Below are 20,030 nucleotides of genomic sequence, written 5' to 3' on the forward strand. Positions count from 1 at the left end.
TCATTGTTGTATGTAGTGGCGCCGGCTGAACGCCCGCGCAAAGTCCAGCAAGTCCTCGTAGCGCTCGACGGCGTGGATATCCCAGCCCTGCTCGCGGCGCGCGCGCTTCAGATCGTCATAGGTCTGCTGCAGCCACTTATGGGCCGCCGCGCCTTCCCAGTCGCGCTCCAGGTTCAGGGCCATCGTACCACCCGCACCGCCCTGCTCCAGCGCCTTGGCGGAAATATCCCAGCCGCTGTTGCCCAGCTCATCATTGTCGAACATGGTGGTGATGCCGTCGTCGGAAATCATCAGGATGTGAGCGGGCCGTTCGCGCCTGGCCGCATAGGTCTGGCGCAGGCGGTGGATGGGGAAACAGGTGCCGCCGCCAAAAAATTCCGTCAGCACGCCGAGGATCATGTCTTCATTGCGCACGAAGCCTGGCGTTTGCATCACCTCGTTCTTGCCGCTCCACAGGGTCACCTGCACTTTCGCGCCGGCGCGCAGTGCGGACAAGGCGATGACGGTGCCAGCCAGTGTCAGGAACGAGGTGTGCGCCTGCGGGTTCGGCATGGAGCCGGAACTGTCCACGTACATGTCCAGGTCGACGGGCACGGCATCGGTGGCGCGCGCCGGTTCGCGGCCATACACGCGGCGCACGGTGGTCACGCCCGGCACGGGGCGCGGCGATTGCATCACCGATTGCAGCCAGTCGATGTCTTCCAGAGGGTCGCCGATTTCCCATGCTTCCAGACCTTCCATCTGCGGCTCCTGCGACTCGGGCGCGGGGCGGCTGGGGAACGCCACCAGGTGCGGCAATGCCCGTTCGCGGTAATAGCGGATGGCGATTTCATGGTCGCTCAGGTTCACGCCCGACGCCTTTAAGATATCGCCCAGCTCGAACGGTTCGCGCAGTTGCCCGCCGCCCTGCCTGGCGGGCGCCTCGGTCACAGGTTCCTCGCCATCAAGGCCGGAAATGCGCTTGTCGTGCACCGGGTGGATGGCGCCGTCCGCCTCGTCGTCCTCGATCTGCTGCGCGCCATAAGTCTGGCAGCCACGGGCCGCGTCGCGCGTGTCGAGCAGATAGCGGCTCGGGCTCAAGGCATCCATGTCTTCCACCAGGTAAGGCAGCAGCAAGGTGGCGAAGCGGCCCGCCGCCAGCATCCAGTCGTTCGCGTAAACACGGATCAGGCGCGCGCCCAGCCAGGCATCCGTGTCCAGGCGTTCGTCTGCACTACCGCCTCCGAGTTCGCCCTTTTGCAGCTGCCACAGATTTTCATAGATGCGCATGTACAGGGTCCATACGCCGCCGCTACCCTTGGCATCGGCTTGCGCAGAGCGCCCCTGCTGCAGTTTGCGGTAGATATCGGCCATGCGCAAATTCGCCTGGCGCTGCAAACGGTCGTTGATGAACAGGTCCGTGTACAGGTTGGCCACCATGGGCGCATGCTGCTCCAGGGTCGGCAAGGCGCGGCGCATGCGCGCCAGCAGGCGGAACTGGTCGCTGGCACTGCCCGGCGCGAGAATGTGGTGGCCGATTTCATGGGCAAGCACTTCCAGCGCATAGTCGTCCAGGCCCAGCTCCGTCACCAGCGGCAAGTCCACCACCACGCTCTGGTCCAGCAAGCGGATCATGGCGAAGCTGCCGGACAAGCCCTGCTTGCTGGCCTCGACGCGGCTGGCGCACAGGTTCGGGTCGCGCAGGCGCGTAAATTTGCTCCACGCGGCCAGGGCCTCGGGCCAGGCGGCGCGCCAGCGGTCGATCAAGTCGGCATCGTTCTTCATGCGAGCGGCAGCAAACGGATCGCATGCGTCCACGGTGACGTGACGGCGAGCGTATGCGCATTCGCGGCAAGCGCGATATCACCGGCCGGCAGGTCGAGCGCGATGCTGCGCGCGCCGATATGCACGGTCGCCCCCTCGAGGCGCACGGACGCCGGCATGGCACTTGGCGCCTGCTCGAACTCCTGCGCCGTGGCGCTGTGCAGCACGGCGCCATAGGCGTCGGCCACCAGCAGGTAGTGGCGCTCGGCGCTGCGCACGACAAAACCGTCCTTTGTCGCGCGCACTTGCGGCGGTGTGCCGAAGTCGCCACCGAGGCCGCTGAAGCTGCCGAACGCCCTGCCCTCGGCATTGCCGCGCCAGGGATTCGCCAGCAACTGCGCATGCACCTGCGGCCATTGCGCGCCCGGCTCGCCAAAGGCGGCCAGCGCCAGCGCTTGTGGCAAGGTGTCGGCGGCGGCCAGCGCGCCCAGGCGGAAATGCGCGACGCCGGCGCGCCAGGCCAGCACCTGGCCCACGGCACGCAGCTGCGCGACGCTGGCGACTTGCGGCGCCACGGCAGCCATCCCGGCCTGCCATTGCGCGGGCCGCGCTCCCGCAACGGCGCCAATGTGGATGGCGGCGTTGCTGAGCATGCCCAATACATCCACGGGCGCGGTGGCCAGCAACGGCGCAAACGAGGGCGCCAGTTCGCGCCAGACGGTATTCAGGAACGGATTTTTCGCGGCAGGCCCGGCCAGGCCATGGCCCACCAGTTCCAGCGCCATGTCATAGGCGGCAAAGGTAGCGCCGCCCACGCGCTCGGGCGCGGCGGCGGCCAAGGCCACCACCAGCGGATCGACGCCGTCGTGCAGGAAGGCGCCAAAGGCGGCCATGTCGAGCGCGGGAAAGCGCCGGCGCGCTTCCACGGCGCGCGCATTGAACTGGGCGCGGCCGCTGGCAAGTATCGAGGAAAAGGCAGGAGAAATCATCGCAGCCTGTCAATCGCTGTGCGAAAAGTGCAGCAGATAGCGCTCATCCCCTGACTCGAAGGCGATCTCGTCCCAGTGAATCGCGTACCAGACACCAGGTGGCGGCGTCATCGTCACGGCGTGCACGGTGAATCCGGTCAACGACATGTCCAGCGCTTCGAGGAAGGCGTTGACGAGGCAGGCGCGAAAACGGCCGGGCGGCGCCGTGCGCATGTGATCCGACGAGAAGAACCAGCGCTGGCATAGCTGCTCCAGCTGCGCGCGCCCGCACGGCACCGCCGCGATCTGCCACAAGGCCGCCGGCAAGTCGCGCGCGGGTTCGATGACGGTCAATGCATAATCTTCGATGCGCAAGCCCAGCGCCGTGGCCAGGTCTGGCGCGTCGGGCAGGCGTTGCAGCTCGTAAGTTGCGCACAGGTCGCTGGCCTCGCTGTTCAACATGGCCAGCGCATCGAGAAACCCGCGGCAGTGATCGATATTCAGAGCGTAATTCATTGCGAACGCAGCCAAGTGCGGTAGTTCGTATAGCGCTGGTGCAGGTACTTGAGCTTCAGCAGGTCGTCGTACAGGGGACCGTACAATTTTCTGCCCTTCGTGCGTTCGCCGATCAGCTTTTCGATGCGGTTCAGGCGCGCCAGGGTCTCGCGCTCGCTGACGCCATCGAGGCCCAGGTCGAATTCGGCCGACAGCACGCCGACAGGATCATCGCGGTCCAGATCCAGGCGGTTGAATTCATCGTTCGACAAATCGAACAGGCGGCGCAGCCAGCCCAGCCTGTCGCTGCGGTAGGCGGCGTTTTCCGGCAGCGCGAAAAATGGCGCATCCGGGTCCGGCTGCAGCTTGTTATGCAGGACGAACGGCAGCACCTGGCGCAAGTCTTCCAGCGCCACCTCGCCATTGCCGCGGAAATAAGCCATGGCCTTGGCGTAGATCATGAGCGCCATCAGGGTGCGCACGGAAATGCCGTTCAAGGTCTGGCAGCCCAGGTCTTTCAGGCGGTCGCGCCCATTGTCGGCCGCCTGCGCGGCGCCCCGGTCGGCGCCGGCCAGGCGGGCCGTATCCTTGGTCATGTATTCAAACTGGCCGCCGGCCGTCTCGAACAGCTCGAACTGGCTGGCAAAGAATTCCAGGCGGCGGCGTACGGCGTCGGGTATGGCCACCTGGCGGATGGATGCGCCGATCTGATCCACCTCCCCTTCCGTGAAGATGATATCGGGCGGCACCAGCTCTTCGGGCCGCACGTTTTCTTCCACGCGCAGCAGCAGTTCGTTCAGGAAGCGCGGGTTGAAAGCGAGCGCCTGCACCGTCACGTCGACCCGGTCGCGCAGCGCTTCGATTACCTGGTAGGTGCCGCCGCCCTGGTCGTCGTTGGCCGTCAGATACCAGGCCGCTTCCGGGCATTCGTAAATATGGTTCAGCACTTCCGCGTAATTGTCGCCCATGACGGTGAGCAGCGCGCTTTGCGTGCGCGTGGGGATGCGGTTGTATTCATCGACGATTTTCACGCGCATGCCCAGCCAGGCGCGCCAGGCGATGCGGATATCGTCCATGCTTTGCGCGTTCACCAGGTCCGCCGGCAGCGGATTGCCCAGCAAGTCCGCCACCGTCATCTGCGGGTGGCCATGCTGCATGGCGCGTTTCACCTCTTTCACCGTCGAACCGGCCAGCACGCCCATCAGCAGGGCGCTGGCCGTCTTGCCCCGCCCCGGCCCGCCGACGAACAGGCATTTGCGGCGCGTGGCGAACGTCAGCAGGGGCAGCAAAATGAAGCTGGAATAGCTTTGCGCCGACGGCAGATTCAGGGTGCGGCGGCTGTCGCCCACGGAATACGTCTGCGACGGGCCATCGTTGTATTCGATGTCGTAATGGGGGCTGATGATGGCGTGATTGACGATCCAGAAATACGCCTGGCGCAGCTTTTCATCGAACGGCCGCGCTTGCGCCTCGCCTTCCGCTCCCAGCGCGATGGGGCCCTGGTACAGGTCCGCCACGTCGAACTGCCGCGCGGCGGGCGCGGACTTGGGTTTGGTGGGGGCCTGGGACAGGCGCTGGAACAGGTTAAAAGACGGCATGGCAATATTCTTCCATTAAGGAAATGAAATTATTGCACAAGCCACCTGCAAGCACCGGTTCGGATGACAAGCAACTCAGCCCGCCATCGGCGTGGCCAAAAACACCGGCTGCTGCTCGGCCAGCGCCGTCAAAGCGGCCACGGCCGGATAATCGCTGTCTGCCATCACGTCGGGCACCATCTGCTGAGCAAAACTCCAGGCCACCGCAATGGTGATGCCGGCAATACTCAAGCAGTCTGGCGCCTCTTCGCGCAATGACGCCTCCAGCTGCGCCCAGGCCCCATGCAACTGCAGCTGGACGCGGTCCAGCCAGGGCTGGTGCTGTTTTTCCTGCGGGCGCAAGCGCCGTTCATAGACGATCTGCACGGCTTTGTCGCAGGCGGCCAAAGCATAGCTGGTTTGGCACAGCGCGCGCAGGCGAGCCGGACCCGGCTCCGGCCTGATGCGGGGAGCATGCGCGGCCAGTTCCTCCAGATACGCCAGGATCAGGGTCGAGTCCATCAGCACCTGGCCGTCGTCCGTGACCAGGGTCGGCACTTTGACGGCCGGGTTGATGCTCCGTACCTGGTCGACATCGGAAAACACCGACAAGGGCCGATGTTCGTGCTCCAGGCCCAGCACTTTCATACCGATGGCAACGCGCCTGACGTAGGGCGAATCGAACATGCCGATCAATATCATGGCCTTCTCCTCTCCATCTGATGAATAAACGCGATGACTTGCGCCGCGACGGGCAAGGGCGCGTCTTCCATCAGGAAGTGCCCGGCCTCGTCAAACAGATGCAAGGTGGCGCCGGGAATATCGCGCTGCAGGCGATGGCCGTAAGCCACCGGCTGCCACTCGTCCTGCTGGCCCCATAACACCTGTACCGGCACTGTCAACTGCGGCAGTCTTTCGGCAAAGTCCATCGTATAGCAGGCGTTATAGTGCGCCACCTGGTGCTGGTAGAACGAGGGCTGGCCCACCACGCCGCACAGCGGCTCCAGGTAGCACCGCAGAAGCTCGCCCTGCATCCTGTCCTTGTGAAAAACGGCCATGCCCAACTGCCGCGCCATCGTGCCGCGATGCTCGCTGGCCGGCGTCAAGGCACGCCGGGCGAAATCATCGCGCAGATGCTTCCAGGTGGGCGACGGCCAGGAATCGTAGCTGGGCGCGTCGGCGATGCTCAAGCTGCGCAGGCGCGACGCGTGGTCGAACGCCAGGCGCAGCGCAATGGCGCCGCCGATATCGTGGCCGAACAAATGGGTGGTCGGCAGTTGCCAGTGGTCGAGCAAGGCTGCCAGCAAGGTCACCTGCGCCGCTACCGAGGTATCGGCCTCGACGGGCCGCTCCGACCGTCCAAAGCCCAGCAAGTCATACAGGTGCACCTGGCAACCGGCATCGACGAACAGCGGTACCAGTTCGCGCCAGATAATGCTGTGCGCCGGCGTGCCATGCACGAGCACCAGCGGCGTGCCTGCGCCATGGATGCCGGTGGCGATACGGTGGCCGTGGATCAGGGCGTGACCATTCAACAGCGGTTCTTGACTCGTCATCAGATGTCCTTTTGTTTGCGGAACCTGCAGGCTAAGGCTTGACTGGACATGACGCCAGTGACATTCTTTTGACCTTCAATCCAACTTTTGTCATGACCCATGAATTTGCGCCTATCCGTCGATGCCCTGCGTGTGTTCAGGGCAGTGGTACAAACCGGCAGCATGAGCCAGGCCGCCAGCCTGCTCCATCTGAGCCAGTCGGCTGTCAGCTGGAAAATCAAGCGATTGGAGCAGCAGCTCGATTGCCAGCTGCTGGCGCGTAGCGGCGGGCTGTTTGGCACGACCGACCAGGGAGCCGTGCTGCTGCGGCATGCCGTCAACATACTCGATGCCCACGATGACGCCGTCGCCCATTTTTCGCCATCGGCGATGCATGGCCGGCTGCGCGTCGGCGTGACGGAGCAGATTTCATTGACGGACGTGTGCGCGGTACTGTCGCAGTTCTCGCATCACCACCCCAAGGTGGACGTGCAACTGGTGGTGGAGCAAAGCCAGGTATTGCGCGAACGCTTTGCCGACGGCGTGTTCGATGTGATTTTGCATCAGGATTTTGCCGGCATGGCGGCGCCGGCCGACACGCTGTTATGGACAGAAACACTGCATTGGTGCGCTGCCACGGCAGAGCAGACTTTGCCGGGCGAGACCGTCAAGCTGATCACCTATGGGCCGCACTGCTTTTACCGCCGGCTGGCCGAGGAAAAGCTGGGCCAGGCCGGCATGGCCTGGAGCGTGGGCCTGGAATGCCCGTCGGTGGCGGGCGTGCTGACCGCGATTGCCGCCGGCCTGGGCATGGCGGTGGTCAATGAACGCAACCTGGGCCAGGGCGTGCACCGGCATGCGGCACTGGAACGGCTGGCGCCTCTGCCCCGTGTCGCCAGCCTGCTGCGGGCCAATGACAACCTGCCCGACCCCGTGCGTGACGGTTTTTGCCAGCTGCTGCTGGCAGCATTGCAGAACAGGAGGCATGATGGATCCCGTCGCTAGCGATGCGGCCAGAGCAGGTCAACCTTCTCCTCGTCGCTCAGCCACCAGCGCTTTCCGTCCTTGTCCTTGTGCACACCGAATATTTTCTGGTAGTTGTAGGTCTTGCAGTGCAGCTTCAGCCAGGCGTGGTAGTAGTCATCAAGAAAAGCGCTGAATATCTGCTGGAAGCGTGGTTCGCTGGCGTCTTTTTCGGGCAGCTCGAAGCTGCCTAACCTGGCAACGATGTGCGCGATGTCCGCCCTGCTGACGCCGTCGAGTTTCACGGGATCGGGCAAGGCGATCCTGAACGCCAGCACTTCCGCGCCCTCCTCTTCCCACCACTCGCGCAAATTGAAGCGGGAAATATCCTTTCCGCTTAGTGCCTGCAATTGATCCGCGAGTCTGTCGTATTCGGCGTTGTCGTCGTCGCCATGTGTATCACAGAACTGCGTATAAGCCAGTATCGATGCCAAAATCGTGGCATACCTTTCTTCCGCCACAGCCAGCGGGGGCTCCAGCGCTTGCTCTGATTTCATGCTCATCCTTGTTTGATGACGGGTGCCGGCGCCTCGGCGCGCCAGCGCCACCAGCCCAGCGCCACGCAGGCCAGCAGCAAGGCCAGCAAGCCCGCCACTTCATGGCGGATTTCATACAGCGAGGCGCCCATCTGGTTGAGCGCGACAAAGCCCTGGATGCCGGCCGTCGATGGCAGCAGCCAGCGCAGCCATTGCAGCACGACGGGCATGGACGACACGGGCCAGGTCAGGCCCGCGAGGAACAGCACCGGCATTGAGGTGGCGATCATCAGCTGCGTACCCCGTTCGCGCGTGCGGAACAGCATGCCCAGCAGCATGCCGAAGGCCGCTTCCGCCAGGGAAAACAACACCAGCAGCAAGAGCATGCCGCCAAAGTTGCCGCCACGGGGGTAATCCTGAAACCAGAAGACAAAGCCGAAGAAATAGCAGCAGTTCAAGAAGGCCACGCAGGCGAACGCCAGCAGCATGCCCATATACCCACCCGCCGTGCGCCTGCCCGCCACGGGAAAGGCCTTGCGCTGATACCAGGTGCCGAACAGCATGGTCATGCCGATCAGCAAGGTCTGCTGCACAATGAGCGTAGCCACTCCCGGCACGACATACGCGCCATAGCCTTCCTTGACGTTAAACAGGGGCACGGCGTCGAAGGCGATGGGCGAGCGCTGCTGGTTGGCCTGGATGGTGGACGGCGTGCCCGCGCCCAGACGCTTGAGCTCAATACCGGCCGACACCGTGCCCACCACTTCGGCCAGCCCGTTCAGGGCCACCTTGTTCAACATCAGATACAAGCCATTGCCCGCCACTTGCGCGTGGGCGGCGCGGCCGGCCAGCACGTCCGTCTGCAAGCCGTCGGGGATGATCAAGACGCCCATGACCTTATCGCGCCACAGCAAATCTTGCGCGACGGGCAAGTCCGGCGTGACGGCGATCACTTGCAGCGACGGATGGGCCATGGCAAAGCGCGTCAGCTGGCGCGACATGGCGCTGCGGTCCTGGTCGACGACCGCCACCGGCACGCGCTGGACGATTTCCGTCGAGTACGGCAGCGGATAGAAGAAGGAATAGATGATGCCGCCGATGAACAGCAAGGTCAGCGCGCCCTTGTCCGTCAGCATGGCGCGCCAGGTGGCGAGAAAGGCTGGCCACATCATGTGCGTCCCCAGGCGGCAGGCGCATTCGCGCGGCGCGCCAGCAGGAATACGCCCACGGCGCCGCAGCCGGCGGCAAAGCCGGCCAGTATCAGCATTTCCTGCACGCCATAGCGCCACGGTGCGCCGGCCAGCCAGTATTTCGTTTGCAGCTGCAGATAATGCGTGAGCGGCAAGGCTTCCGCCCAGGCGCGCGCTGGCGCCGGCATGGCCATCAGGGGAAAGGCCTGACCCGCAAACGCAAAGGCCGGCGCCGTGATGAAGGCGGCACCGGACAGCGCCAGGCGCAGCGACAGGGTGGCGGCGATCAGCAAGGTGGCCAGGCCACAATACGCGAGCACCAGCAGCAGCATGCTCAGCAGCAAGGCCGGCAAGCTGCCCGCCACGGCCCAGCCCCGCGCCAGGCTGAAGAACAGCAAGTACAGCAGCGCCAGGGCGCAGTAGGCGACGAGGGGAAACAGCAACTTGGCGCCGATGGCGCGCAGCCAGCTGCCATCGGCCGAGGCCAGCCATTGGGGCACCGTGCCGTCGCGCAACTCGCGGCCGATACTGGTGACGACGGCAACGACGATGAAAATCTGCAGCATGGCCGGCATCAGGGCCAGGGTCAAAAATGCTTCATAGCTGGTGTTTTCGTTGTATAAACTGTTCAAGGTCGTGCGTATCGGTTCGAACTGGGCCGCCGCCTGCACGCCCGACATACCTTTCTTTACCCGCGCCGTCATCTCGATGCCGGCCGACAAGGTCGTGCTGACCGTGCGCACGTCGCGCAGCAAGGCGCCCGCGTGCGAGGAAAACTGCGCGTTGTACAGCCATTGCACGGTGGTTTGCCGGCCGCCCAGCAGTTTCTGCTCGAAATCGTTCGGGATCAGCAGATAGCCGAACGCCGTGCGCTCGCGCAGCCGGTGCAGGGCTTCGTCGCTGGACGCCACTTTCGCCGCCACGGCAATGCCGGGCGAAGCGTCGAGCCAGCGCGTGAGCTGGCGCGACAGGGTGGAATTGTCGTTATCGATGACGACGATGGGCAAGTCGCGCGCGATGCCGGCGGAAAACACCAGCCACAACATGCCGCACAGCACCACCGGAATCCAGCTGAGCATGCCGATATCCCAGAAGTCGCCGCGCAAGCGCCGCCACTCGCGTGCCAGCGCTGAAACCGGCTCTTTATCCGCTTCGTTCATCGCTTATCAGAGCGGTGGGAACACGACCGACATGCCCGGGCGCAAGCCCTCGACCTTGATGGCGGGACGCAAGCGGATTTCAAACGTGCGCAAGTCCGTGCCGCCCGGACGGGCCGCACGCCACGTGGCGAAGTCCGGCAGTACGGCCACGGAGCTGACCTTGAAACTCAGTTGCTGTTTCAGCGCGGGCACATTGGCCGTATGCGTGCTGCCCATGGAAAACGCTGCCATTTCATCTTCGCGCACTTGCAGCACGGCCCAGGCGTCGTCGAGGTTCACCAGGGTGATTACGGGAAAGCCCTGCGGCGCCAGTTCGCCCGGCTGTATCTGGATCTTGCTGACCTGGCCCGCCACGGGCGCGGCGATCTTCGTCTCGGCCAGGGCGATCTGCGCTTCCGTCAGCACGGCGCCCACCTGGCGCGCCTGGGCGGCGGCGGCCGTCTTGTCTTCGGGACGGGCACCCTTTTGCGCCATGTCATATTGCGCGCGGGCCGCTTGCGCCAGCTGGTCGGCCGCGCGCCATTGGGCTTGCGCCTCGTCGCGTTTCTGCTGGGCGATCACGCCTTGCTCGAACATATTGTTGACGCGGGTGTAAGTGGTTTTGGCGATGGTGGCCCCCGTTTGCGCCCGCTCCCAGTTCGCCTTGGCGGCGGCGATTTCTTCCGGTCGCGCCCCCGCTTCCGCTTTTTTCGCCACGGCGTCGGCCGCTTGCGTGGCGGCCGTCGCTTGCGCGATCTTCGCATCCACTTCCGGACTCGTCAGCTGGAACAGCAGCTCGCCTTTCGGAACCGTCTGGCCCAGCTTGACGTACAGCTCGCCCACCCTGCCCGGCACTTTCGACGAGACATTGACTTCCTGCGCATCCATCTGTCCCTGCAAAGGCAGGCGCTGCGGCTGGAATGCCTGGTACAAGCCCCAGCCCACGAAGGCCAGGACGATCACTGCGGCGACTATGACCAAGGGTTTTTTGGAGGTACTCATTATTATTTGTCCACAGGTAATTGGATATCGGCCGCTGCCGCCAGGCTGCCCAGGCGCTGCGTCTCGCCCGTCGCTTCCAGCAATTGCGCCAGCCCCATCACATAGTTATAGGCCGTCTGCGCGCGCTGGGTCTCGACCTTGGCCAGGTTCAGGCGCGCATCGACCACTTCCAGCGACGTCACTTGCCCTTGCTGGAAAGCCACCGTTTGCAAGCGGATATTTTCGCGCGCCAGCTCCACCGACGAGGCCGTGGACAGGTACTGGATGCGGGCGTTTTCCAGCGCGCGCCAGTTCTTTTCGATCAGGGTGGGAATGTCGCGCTCGGCCTGGCGCGCCACCACTTCCACCCGCTCCTGGTCGAGCTTGGCGGCGGCAATCATCTTGCCCGTATTGATGCGGTGCACGAGCGGCACGGACACGACCAGGCCGATGGCCCAGTTCGAACGTACGAGTTTTTCATTGCCGCGATTCAAATTGTAGTTACCGATGGCAAAGACGGTGGGCGCGTATTCCTTGCCGTGCAGCTTCAAGGCTTGTTCCGCCTGCACGCGCTTGCTGTCGATCTTTTTCCAGTTCGCATTCTCGCGCATGCCCGTGCTGATGAACGATTGCAAAGTACCCACCGGCAAGCTGTTGACGAACAGCGGCGTGCTGGGAAGCACTTGCGAGTTGACGGCAAGCAAACGGTCGAGCGCCACCTGGGCGATTTCCTCGTCGCTGCGCGCCTGCGCTTCCTCGCTGCGGGCGCTGTCCAGGGCCACGTCGGCGCGCAGGCGTTCCGCGCGCGAAATCAGACCGCCCTTTTCCAGCTTGGCCGCGTCGCGCTGGTGCTGCGTCACGCCGGCCGTCACTTCGGCCCGCACGGCCACCACCCGCTTGGCCAGCAGCAGCTGGAAATAGCGCTGCGCCACCAGGGTGGCCAGCTGCTCTTCCGCTTCCGTGCGCTCCGCTTGCGCGGCCAGGGTCAGGCTGGAAGCGAGGCCCTTGACGGCATCCAGGCGCCCGCCCGTGTAGATGGGCCACATGCCCAGCAAGCCGAAGGAGGTCAGGTCCGTCACCACTTCGCGGTTAAGGGAATTGGGAATATGCGGCGTGGGCAAGCCGGGAATCGGCGGCAGCACGGATTCGATGCCGCCCACCACGCCGGACAAGCCGCTCGTATCGATATTCAAGTCCGTCGACAGACGGCCGCGAAACGCCGTCAAGTCCACGGAAGGACCGTCGATATTCGACAGCGCTTCCGCCTTCAGTGTTTTCGCGCGCACGTCGAGCGCGGCGCCCTGCACGGCGCCCGAAGCCTTGGCCGCTTGCTGCAGCGCTTCGTTGAATGTCAGCGGTTCCGCCAGCGCGGGCAGGGTCGCGCCCAGCGCGCCCGCCAGCAATAATGATAAGTGTCCTTGCAATCTGCCCATGTAGCGTCCAGTCAATGAATGAGGGGAAAGCACGGGGTTGCCATGTTTATACTTTCACAATAGCAATTATATCTACGGATGTCTATTCCAGCCTGCACTATTGGTTACCGGAGCCGACACATAAAAACGGGCGCCTCTTGCGGGGCGCCCGTTGAGCTCAAGCAGCTACCCGGCGAATTACTTCTTCGCCTTCTTGCTACCCTTCTCCTTTTCCTTTTCAAATACGGCAAAGAACTCGGACGCCATGTTGCGGATGGCGCGGCCGATGTTGGCGTAGTCGTATTCGTTCAGGTTGGCCAGCGACACGCGGCCGGACGGATGCGTGGTGCCGAAGCCGCGGCCAGGCAACAGGATGACGCCCGTTTCCTCGGCCAGGCGGAACAGGGCTTCGTTCGGTTTGAGCTTTTTCAGCAGCCACTGCGAAAACTCCACGCCATGCATCTGCGCGGCCAGCGACTCCATGTCCAGCAGGTGGTAGTAGCGCACGGAATTGGCGTCGTGCACCATCGGCAAGCCCAGCTCGCGGTACAGCGCTTCCTTGCGGCGCAGCACGATGCGTTTCATCGACTGTTTGTACTTTTGCTCTTCATCCATCAGCGAGAACAGGGAGAACAAGGTCATCTGCGCCTGCACGGGCGTGGACAGGCCGGCCGTGTGGTTCAGCGCCACCGTGCGGCTGTCGGCCACCAGGCGGTCGATGAATTTCAGCTCGCGCGGCTCCGTCGTGATGGAGTGATAGCGGGCATCGAGCTGCTTCTTGATGGTTTCCGGCAACTTGGCAATCTTGGCGTCGAGCACATTGTTTTCATGCGTGGCCACCACGCCCATGCGCCAGCCCGTCGCGCCGAAGTATTTCGAGAACGAATACACGAGGATGGTGTTGAACGGGCAAATGGCGAACAGCGAGACGAAATTATCGGCAAAGGTGCCGTACACGTCATCGGTCAAAATGATCAGGTCCGGGCGCTTCTTGATGATCTTGGCGATGTATTCCAGGGTCTCGTCATCGATCTTGACGGATGGCGGATTGCTCGGATTGACGAGGAAGAAAGCCTTCACCTTCGGATCCAGCAGCTTGTCCAGCTCCTTCTTGGTGAATTGCCAGTTGTTCGATTGCGGCGCATCGATATGCACGGTGTTCAGCTTGTAATCGTTCAGCTGGGGAATTTCGATGTAGGGCGTGAAGATCGGCATGCCCAGGGCGATCGTGTCGCCTTCCTGGATGATGTGGTTCGATTTCAGGCTGGCAAACAGATACGTCATGGCGGCCGTGCCGCCTTCGACGGCGTACATGTCGAAGTTGCCGACGAATGGATGGTCTCCGATCATTTCGCGGTGAATATATTGGCCGACGATTTTCTCGGACAGGCGCAGCATGCGGTCCGGCACGGGATAGTTGCAGCCGAGGATGGCTTCGCACATCTCGTAGATGAAGTCGCCCGCGCTCAAGCCCAGCTGGTCGCGCACATACGACACGGCTGCCTTGATGAAGTGCACGCCCGGCGTCTCAGCATGCTGGCGCACGAAGATTTCAAAGCGCGCCTCGATGCCGTCGCGCGTGGGGAAACCACCCACGTCGTCCATGTACACATAGGAACGCTCCGCTTCCGTCATGGCGAATTGGCCGAACTGGAAGAAGCCATGGCGTGGCGTAGTCGCCAGGAAATTCGGGTTGCCGCGGCCCGCATTGAGCATCAGGCGGTTGCTTTGCTTGGCCGTCTGGATCAGCGCATCCTTCAATTCAAATGGGCTCAACAGGGCGAGTTTGCTTGGGTTACTGAAATCCATTTTTGCTACTCCTTATAGACTGACAATGTTCAGGGTTCTTGCACATACTTGCAGACTCAGACGAAGGCCACAATCAGCGGCCCCAGCAGGGTCAGGAAAACGTTGGCCAAGGCATATGTGATGGCAAACGGTACGGTGGGAATCGAGTTTTGCGCCGCATTCAGCACTTCGCCGAACGCGGGATTGGCGCTGCGCGAGCCGGACAAGGCGCCCGCGAATACGGCCACGTTGTCATAACGCAAGATGTAGCGGCCGATCAGCATGGTCAAGATCATCGGCAGGATGGTCACCACCACACCCACGCCAAACAGGGTCAGGCCGTGTTCGCGCACGGTTTGCACGGCTTGCAGGCCGGACGTGAGGCCGACGACGGCAACGAAGCCGGCCAGTCCCAGGTCTTTCAGGATTTGCACGGCGCCGCTGGGCATGTAGCCAAACGTCTGGCGCTTGGCGCGGAACCAGCCGAATACCAGGCCCGACAGCAGCACGCCGCCACCGCTGCCCAAGGTCAGCGGAATCGAACCGATGCGCGCCACCAGCAAGCCCACCAGCAGGCCGACGACGAGGCCGGCGCCCATGTAGACAAAGTCCGTCTTGGCGCTCGGCACGATCATGTAACCCACTTCGGCCGCCACGCGCTTGACGTCCTGCTCGGCACCATAGATGGTCACCACGTCGCCCGTCTGCACCACGGTTTCCGCCTGCATGGGGAGGATCTTGCCCATGCGGCTCAGCTGCACGACAAAGATGCCGTGGCGCACGCCCGGCGCCGTGGCGCTGCGGATTTCGCCCACGGTCTTGTTGTGGTAAGCCTTGTTGGTCAGCACCATGTCGCGGCGCTGCATCACCAGTTCCATGCCTTCGACGGCCAGCAATTCCTTGCCCAGCTGGGAAGAGACGCTGAGCATGGCTTCGCGGCGGCCCACCAGCAGCACGATATCGTCGGCCGCCAGCACCAGGTCCGGGCTGACGTCGATGATCTGGCCATTGCGTTTCACGCGCTCGATGGTGATGGCCGTGTTCGGATTGGCGCTTTCGATGTCCGCCACGGAGCGGCCGGCACCGGGGCCCACGTCGTAGATGCGGCCGATCAAGTCAGGCGCGGCCGGCGTCTGGCCCGGCCCCAGCACTTGCACACCCGCTTGCAGCGCCGTTTCCGCCTTGATCGCATCTTCGCGGATGGTGCGGCCCATGAGCTTTGGCAAGATGTTGACGCAGACAATGATGGCGCCAAACGAGCCGAAAACATAGGTCACGGCATAGCCGACGGCCACGTTGCCCTGCAGGCGCGCCACCTCGTCGGCCGCCAGGCCCAGCTTGGTGATCGCGTCGCCGGCCGTGCCGATGATGGCCGACTGCGTCAAGCCGCCCGCCGCCACGCCCGCTGCCAGGCCCTTGTCCAGGCCAAACACCTTGGCCAGGATGACCACCGTCAGCAGCGCCGTCACGGCCAGCACGACGGCCAGGATGATTTCACGCACGGACTGGCGCCCCAGCGAATTGAAAAATTGCGGGCCGCTTTCATAGCCAACGGCGTAAATGAACAGGGCAAACAGCACCGACTTGACGCCGGGATCGATGGCGACGCCCACCTGGCTGACGAGTACCGCCACCAGCAGTGAACCGGCTACCCCGCCCAGCTGGAACGAGCCGAACTTGATCTTGCCGATGTAGTAACCCGCTGCCAGGGAGAGAAACAAGGCAATTTCGGGCGACTTCTTGAATAACTCATGCAACCATTCCATGCGGACCGCCTTTCGTGTTGAAGGAATTCTTTACTGCGTGTGCCCTTGCCGGCTGCTCATGCGTGGACGGAGCCGGCCAGGGCCACGATGAGCGGCCCCAGCAGGGGCAGCACCACGTTCGAGATGGCATACGTAATCGTGTAGCCCAGCAAGGGCGTGGAATTACCGGCCGCGTTCTGCACGGCGGACAAAGCCGGCGTACTGCACTGCTGGCCGGCGATGGCGCCCAGCAGCACGGGCGCTTCCAGCTTGAGGAAAAAGTGCCCCACCAGCAGCGACAGCGAGGCGGGGATGACGGCGATCAATACGCCCATCAGCGGCAACGACAGCCCGTACTGGCGGATCAGATCGATCGCCTGCGGCCCCGACGCCAGGCCCACGCAGGCGATGAAGGTGGCCAGGCCGATATCCTTCATCATGTCGAGCGCGCTGGGCGGGATGCCCTGCATGCCCGGCTTGCGCGCCTGGTACCAGCCGAACACGAGGCCCGTCAGCAAGGCGCCGCCGCCCGTGCCCAGCGAAAACGGAATGCCGCCCAGCTTGGCGGAAAAGCCGCCGATATACACGCCCAGCACGATGCCGATGCTGGCGTAGACAATATTGCTGCGGTCGCCCGTGGGCACGCGCTTGCCGATGGCGGCCAGCGCCGTGTTCAGCTCGCGTCCTTCCGTCGTGCCGTACAGGCGCAGCACGTCGTCGCGCTGCAAGGAAAGATCAGGCAGCGGCGGCATGCTGTGTTCGCCACGAACGACGGCCGCCACGTGAACGCCGGAAGGCAAGGCCAGCTGGCGCAAGGGCTGGCCCACCAGCGATGCTTGCTGCAGCACCACTTCGACGGCGGAGACAGCCATGTTCAAGCCCGTCGTGTCGGCAAATTCCTCGCCCAGGATGGCTTCGGCCGCCACCAGCGCGGGACGGTGGCCGATCACCAGCACTTCGTCGTTGTTGCGCAAGCGCAGTTCCGGTTCCAAAGGCAATACCTTGCCGTGCCGGCGCACGCGCGTGATGCTGGCGCGGCCCGCAAAAATATGCTGCAAGGCATCTATACGGCGTCCCGCGCCACGGCTGATGCGGTAGGCGCGCCCCACCATCTCCGGCGTCGCCTGCACGCCGTCGCCATCGGTCTGCGCGCCGCCCATCTTTTCCCACAATTTATCGGCTTCCTCGCGCAGGTTGACGCGCAACAACAGCGGAAAGATCTGGCTGGTGACGATGACGATGGCGATCAGGCCGAAGATATACGTGATGGAATACGCGGTGACGACGTTGGCCTGCAGCTCGGCGATGCGGGCCGCCGGCAGCGCCAGTTTCGAGATGGCGTCCGTGGCCGTGCCGACGACGGCCGATTCCGTGGCCGCGCCCGCCATCATGCCGGCCGCCGTACCCTGGTCCAGGCCCAGGAAACGCGTGGCCAGCAGCACCAGCGCCAGCACCACCACCACTTCGATCAGGCACAGCAGCCCTAATCGCAAACCCTTGGCATTCAGGTTGGCAAAGAACTGGGGACCGCCCGCATAGCCGAGGGCAAAGATGAACAGCATGAAGAAGACATTCTTGACGCTGGCGTCCAGGGTGATGCCCAGCTGGCCGATCAGCAGCGCGGCGATCAGGGTGCCGCACACGCCGCCCAGCTGGATCGGGCCGAAGCGTATCTGCCCTACCGCGTAGCCTAGCCCCAGCGCCAGGAACAGGGCCAGTTCCGGCACCTGGTGCAATATGGACGTGATCGAATCGAGCATGGACAAACCTTCGAAAAGATAACGGATGGTTACAAGAGAACAGAGCGTTCGGCGGCTGACGGCAGCTGGCTGTTGAACGGGCGCACGGATCCTGCACGGCACTTGCGATAAACGCTTGCGCCGGAGAAATGTTGTTACGAGGAATTATGTTCGGTGAAAATTTTACAAGTGTCAACAGGTGTTCTGTTGAACTTGCTTTGCTTTTCATCAAACATCCTGCGCACGATTGAAGCACTTGTTTGACATCGATCAACAAAACTATTAGTAATGTCTCGGACGATACCAAAGTGCCTTGCGCGCCAGCGGTGTCTCTTCCGGCAAGTCGGGATTGGCCAGCTCCAGCACGTGGCGCCGGGACAGATTCAGGCCCTGCGCGAGGCGGCCAAAATGGCGCTGGAACAGCTGCGCGAAACTGCCGTCGGCAAGCATGGTTTCCAGTCCCGTTTCAATGTGGCGCGCCAGTTCCGGCCGGTGCTTGCCGACAAAAAAGTACAGCGCGGCCGGGTAGCGGATGACCAGGTGAGTGTCCAGCGCCAGCGGCAATTGCGCGTGGCTGGCCAGCTCGCTTTGCGCCTCGATCACGGAACGGGGAAAGTAATCGATGCGCCCTGCCGCCAGTTGCTGGAACAGGCCCTCATAGGTGCTCGACGTATCGAGGCGCAAGCCATTCGCCTGCAGGATGGCGGAGTCGGGCCAGTCGCGCATCTGCCCGGCAGACAGCCGCGCCAGGGCGGCAATGCTGCGCACATCGCGCAGCAGTTGCGGCTGGCGCGCCTGGATCAATGCCACTCTCCAGCCGATGAGGCCGCGGTCGATGGGGATGCGCACTGGCAACAATTGCGTTTCGCGCGCGCGGCTCGTCATCGCCCAGACGACATCGACGCTGCCCGATGCCATGGCGATTTCCTGCATCGCGCGCGTCTGCACCATGCGCAGTGCGGAGCGGCGCAAGGCATAGGCCTGGCCCGAACGGGCCAGCGCCTGTTGCAGCAAGGCCGTCACATAGCCTTGCTGCGGATCATCGAGCGCCTGATGGCGCGGATACACGAGCGGCAGCGGCGGCACCGCGCCGATGGCCGCGCCCAACGGCCACAGGGCGGCAAGCTTGAGCAGGGGGCGGCGCCGCATGGCCCCTCCTTTCCAGCGCATTCATAGCGTTCTTATCAGAATGACAGTATCGCGCAGCAGAGCACGCTTGTCGACTGGAATACGGCAACTGTGTACAAAACAACAGCAGTTTCAGACTGCAGCAGAGTGGCTGGAGTTAATCCAGATCAACAAAACCGCAAATAGGAAATAAATCTTGCGTGCTGCTCTGGACGGCATGCGCGCCCCTCGCCTACGCTGTTTTTTTATTTGAAAAACAAGAGGAACACATGCAGACAGCGCGCTTGAATATTATCGGGATGGATCACGAAGGCTGCGCCGACAGGCTGACGGGCGCGCTCGAAGCCGTCACGGGCGTGAGCACCGTGTGCGTCTCGCTGGCGCGGCACGGCGCCACGGTGCAGTTCGACGAACGTCTGGCCACGCAGGAACGCCTGCTGGCCGCCGTCAACGACGCCGGCTTCATGGGCGAAGCGACGGATGAAGAACAGCTGGCATCGTGCAGCGGCGCTTGCGGCCACTGCCGCCACTGAGCGCCTGCCCCCTCTTCCCTTCGCCGCTCAGCCTTCCCGCGCGCCCCGGTCGCGCAGATGCGCCAGCACGCGGCGCGGTCCCAGCGCCTGCAGGTCGAACGGCGGCAACTCGATGGCGTCGAGCGTATTCTTGAACAGCAAGCCCAGTTCCGTATCGCCTTCCAGGCTCAAACGACGGCTGAAGAACAGGGTGTCCGGATCTTCGTGGCGCCGCGCCAGCAGCATCAAATCATGCACGCTGGCCGCGATGCACAGGTCCGGCACGTCGACATAGCGCTCGGCCACAAACACCGTGCCCTGCCACTCGAAATCGAAGGCGATGCCCGCGTCCAGCAGCCGCAAGCGCAAGCTGCGCCCTTCCAGGCTGCGCCGCACGTCGTCGGGCAATTGCGGCGCCAGCAGGCGGTTCAAGCCTTGCACGAACAGCCAGGAGGCGGGATACGGGGGCAGCTTGGACAGCAATTCGGCCAGCGGTTCCGGCAAGCGGTACGACACGCCGGGCTTGCTCATGGGAGGCTTGGCCGGGATCGGCAATCTTTCCAGTTGATCTTGCATGGT

The 20,030-nt window shown here is 63.5% G+C and carries 18 protein-coding genes; 2 read left to right on the forward strand and 16 right to left on the reverse strand.

Annotated elements, in window-relative coordinates; genetic code table 11:
- The 6 genes from IGS58_RS17260 to IGS58_RS17285 form a co-directional block, all read right to left on the reverse strand.
- Window positions 1-1,764 carry a VWA domain-containing protein gene (locus IGS58_RS17260; RefSeq protein WP_230522141.1) on the reverse strand — a complete coding sequence of 588 codons (1,764 nt, stop codon included), beginning with the start codon at window positions 1,762-1,764 and terminating at the stop codon, window positions 1-3.
- Window positions 1,761-2,732 carry a hypothetical protein gene (locus IGS58_RS17265; protein WP_230522142.1) on the reverse strand — a complete coding sequence of 324 codons (972 nt, stop codon included), beginning with the start codon at window positions 2,730-2,732 and terminating at the stop codon, window positions 1,761-1,763. Before IGS58_RS17265 ends, IGS58_RS17260 begins: the two co-directional genes overlap by 4 nt.
- Window positions 2,733-2,741: 9 nt before the next feature.
- The gene (locus IGS58_RS17270) at window positions 2,742-3,227 is read right to left on the reverse strand and encodes a hypothetical protein (RefSeq protein ID WP_070259205.1); all 486 of its coding nucleotides are present in this window, start codon (window positions 3,225-3,227) and stop codon (window positions 2,742-2,744) included.
- Complete coding sequence (locus tag IGS58_RS17275) at window positions 3,224-4,804, reverse strand: AAA family ATPase (RefSeq protein WP_070259207.1); 1,581 nt, start codon at window positions 4,802-4,804, stop codon at window positions 3,224-3,226. The genes IGS58_RS17270 and IGS58_RS17275 overlap by 4 nt, the downstream gene beginning before the upstream one ends.
- A 75-nt stretch (window positions 4,805-4,879) precedes the next feature.
- A complete protein-coding gene (locus IGS58_RS17280) occupies window positions 4,880-5,485 on the reverse strand; it encodes a glutathione S-transferase (RefSeq protein ID WP_070259209.1) in 606 nt (201 codons plus the stop codon).
- Window positions 5,482-6,339, reverse strand: coding sequence for an alpha/beta fold hydrolase (locus tag IGS58_RS17285; RefSeq protein WP_230522143.1), 858 nt, complete (start codon window positions 6,337-6,339; stop codon window positions 5,482-5,484). The genes IGS58_RS17280 and IGS58_RS17285 overlap by 4 nt, the downstream gene beginning before the upstream one ends.
- A gap of 99 nt (window positions 6,340-6,438) precedes the next feature.
- Here IGS58_RS17285 and IGS58_RS17290 point away from each other — a divergent pair, with 99 nt between their 5' ends.
- The gene (locus IGS58_RS17290; protein WP_230522144.1) at window positions 6,439-7,323 is read left to right on the forward strand and encodes a LysR family transcriptional regulator; all 885 of its coding nucleotides are present in this window, start codon (window positions 6,439-6,441) and stop codon (window positions 7,321-7,323) included.
- Here the strand turns inward: IGS58_RS17290 and IGS58_RS17295 are convergent.
- From IGS58_RS17295 to IGS58_RS17335, 9 genes are all read right to left on the reverse strand, one after another.
- A complete protein-coding gene (locus tag IGS58_RS17295) occupies window positions 7,320-7,838 on the reverse strand; it encodes a hypothetical protein (protein WP_230522145.1) in 519 nt (172 codons plus the stop codon). The two genes, IGS58_RS17290 and IGS58_RS17295, sit on opposite strands and share 4 nt — an antisense overlap.
- Window positions 7,839-7,840: 2 nt before the next feature.
- Entirely contained in the window at window positions 7,841-8,989 is a 1,149-nt protein-coding gene (locus IGS58_RS17300; protein ID WP_230522146.1) for an ABC transporter permease, read from the reverse strand.
- Window positions 8,986-10,167: an ABC transporter permease gene (locus tag IGS58_RS17305; RefSeq protein WP_230522147.1), complete on the reverse strand. Its 1,182-nt coding sequence runs from the start codon at window positions 10,165-10,167 to the stop codon at window positions 8,986-8,988. The genes IGS58_RS17300 and IGS58_RS17305 overlap by 4 nt, the downstream gene beginning before the upstream one ends.
- Window positions 10,168-10,173: 6 nt before the next feature.
- Window positions 10,174-11,148 carry an HlyD family secretion protein gene (locus IGS58_RS17310; RefSeq protein ID WP_230522148.1) on the reverse strand — a complete coding sequence of 325 codons (975 nt, stop codon included), beginning with the start codon at window positions 11,146-11,148 and terminating at the stop codon, window positions 10,174-10,176.
- Between the two features lie 2 nt (window positions 11,149-11,150).
- The gene (locus IGS58_RS17315) at window positions 11,151-12,560 is read right to left on the reverse strand and encodes a TolC family protein (RefSeq protein WP_230522149.1); all 1,410 of its coding nucleotides are present in this window, start codon (window positions 12,558-12,560) and stop codon (window positions 11,151-11,153) included.
- Window positions 12,561-12,737: 177 nt separating this feature from the next.
- Window positions 12,738-14,348: a bifunctional aspartate transaminase/aspartate 4-decarboxylase gene (locus IGS58_RS17320; RefSeq protein WP_230522150.1), complete on the reverse strand. Its 1,611-nt coding sequence runs from the start codon at window positions 14,346-14,348 to the stop codon at window positions 12,738-12,740.
- Window positions 14,349-14,404: 56 nt separating this feature from the next.
- A complete protein-coding gene (gene aspT, locus IGS58_RS17325; RefSeq protein ID WP_034783003.1) occupies window positions 14,405-16,093 on the reverse strand; it encodes an aspartate-alanine antiporter in 1,689 nt (562 codons plus the stop codon).
- 56 nt (window positions 16,094-16,149) lie between these two features.
- Window positions 16,150-17,832 carry an aspartate-alanine antiporter gene (gene aspT / locus IGS58_RS17330; protein WP_230522151.1) on the reverse strand — a complete coding sequence of 561 codons (1,683 nt, stop codon included), beginning with the start codon at window positions 17,830-17,832 and terminating at the stop codon, window positions 16,150-16,152.
- A gap of 261 nt (window positions 17,833-18,093) precedes the next feature.
- Window positions 18,094-18,960, reverse strand: a complete 867-nt coding sequence (locus tag IGS58_RS17335) for a substrate-binding periplasmic protein (protein ID WP_081345835.1) — start codon at window positions 18,958-18,960, stop codon at window positions 18,094-18,096.
- A gap of 248 nt (window positions 18,961-19,208) precedes the next feature.
- Here IGS58_RS17335 and IGS58_RS17340 point away from each other — a divergent pair, with 248 nt between their 5' ends.
- Window positions 19,209-19,472 carry a heavy-metal-associated domain-containing protein gene (locus IGS58_RS17340; RefSeq protein WP_070259219.1) on the forward strand — a complete coding sequence of 88 codons (264 nt, stop codon included), beginning with the start codon at window positions 19,209-19,211 and terminating at the stop codon, window positions 19,470-19,472.
- A 27-nt stretch (window positions 19,473-19,499) separates the two neighbouring features.
- On the opposite strand, the gene ubiT is transcribed toward IGS58_RS17340, so the two are convergent.
- A complete protein-coding gene (gene ubiT / locus IGS58_RS17345) occupies window positions 19,500-20,027 on the reverse strand; it encodes a ubiquinone anaerobic biosynthesis accessory factor UbiT (RefSeq protein WP_081345836.1) in 528 nt (175 codons plus the stop codon).
- Window positions 20,028-20,030 lie beyond the last annotated feature (3 nt).

Origin of the sequence: Janthinobacterium sp. EB271-G4-7A (assembly GCF_020858075.1) — a bacterium.
Lineage (GTDB): Bacteria > Pseudomonadota > Gammaproteobacteria > Burkholderiales > Burkholderiaceae_D > Janthinobacterium > Janthinobacterium lividum.

What these genes read in the sequence shown, in the direction of transcription:
- IGS58_RS17260 (WP_230522141.1), bottom strand. Translation starts at nt 1,764, where the DNA reads ATGAAGAACGATGCCGACTTGATCGACCGCTGGCGCGCCGCCTGGCCC.
- IGS58_RS17265 (WP_230522142.1), bottom strand. Translation starts at nt 2,732, where the DNA reads ATGATTTCTCCTGCCTTTTCCTCGATACTTGCCAGCGGCCGCGCCCAG.
- IGS58_RS17270 (WP_070259205.1), bottom strand. Translation starts at nt 3,227, where the DNA reads ATGAATTACGCTCTGAATATCGATCACTGCCGCGGGTTTCTCGATGCG.
- IGS58_RS17275 (WP_070259207.1), bottom strand. Translation starts at nt 4,804, where the DNA reads ATGCCGTCTTTTAACCTGTTCCAGCGCCTGTCCCAGGCCCCCACCAAA.
- IGS58_RS17280 (WP_070259209.1), bottom strand. Translation starts at nt 5,485, where the DNA reads ATGATATTGATCGGCATGTTCGATTCGCCCTACGTCAGGCGCGTTGCC.
- IGS58_RS17285 (WP_230522143.1), bottom strand. Translation starts at nt 6,339, where the DNA reads ATGACGAGTCAAGAACCGCTGTTGAATGGTCACGCCCTGATCCACGGC.
- IGS58_RS17290 (WP_230522144.1), top strand. Translation starts at nt 6,439, where the DNA reads ATGAATTTGCGCCTATCCGTCGATGCCCTGCGTGTGTTCAGGGCAGTG.
- IGS58_RS17295 (WP_230522145.1), bottom strand. Translation starts at nt 7,838, where the DNA reads ATGAAATCAGAGCAAGCGCTGGAGCCCCCGCTGGCTGTGGCGGAAGAA.
- IGS58_RS17300 (WP_230522146.1), bottom strand. Translation starts at nt 8,989, where the DNA reads ATGATGTGGCCAGCCTTTCTCGCCACCTGGCGCGCCATGCTGACGGAC.
- IGS58_RS17305 (WP_230522147.1), bottom strand. Translation starts at nt 10,167, where the DNA reads ATGAACGAAGCGGATAAAGAGCCGGTTTCAGCGCTGGCACGCGAGTGG.
- IGS58_RS17310 (WP_230522148.1), bottom strand. Translation starts at nt 11,148, where the DNA reads ATGAGTACCTCCAAAAAACCCTTGGTCATAGTCGCCGCAGTGATCGTC.
- IGS58_RS17315 (WP_230522149.1), bottom strand. Translation starts at nt 12,560, where the DNA reads ATGGGCAGATTGCAAGGACACTTATCATTATTGCTGGCGGGCGCGCTG.
- IGS58_RS17320 (WP_230522150.1), bottom strand. Translation starts at nt 14,348, where the DNA reads ATGGATTTCAGTAACCCAAGCAAACTCGCCCTGTTGAGCCCATTTGAA.
- aspT (WP_034783003.1), bottom strand. Translation starts at nt 16,093, where the DNA reads ATGGAATGGTTGCATGAGTTATTCAAGAAGTCGCCCGAAATTGCCTTG.
- aspT (WP_230522151.1), bottom strand. Translation starts at nt 17,832, where the DNA reads ATGCTCGATTCGATCACGTCCATATTGCACCAGGTGCCGGAACTGGCC.
- IGS58_RS17335 (WP_081345835.1), bottom strand. Translation starts at nt 18,960, where the DNA reads ATGCGGCGCCGCCCCCTGCTCAAGCTTGCCGCCCTGTGGCCGTTGGGC.
- IGS58_RS17340 (WP_070259219.1), top strand. Translation starts at nt 19,209, where the DNA reads ATGCAGACAGCGCGCTTGAATATTATCGGGATGGATCACGAAGGCTGC.
- ubiT (WP_081345836.1), bottom strand. Translation starts at nt 20,027, where the DNA reads ATGCAAGATCAACTGGAAAGATTGCCGATCCCGGCCAAGCCTCCCATG.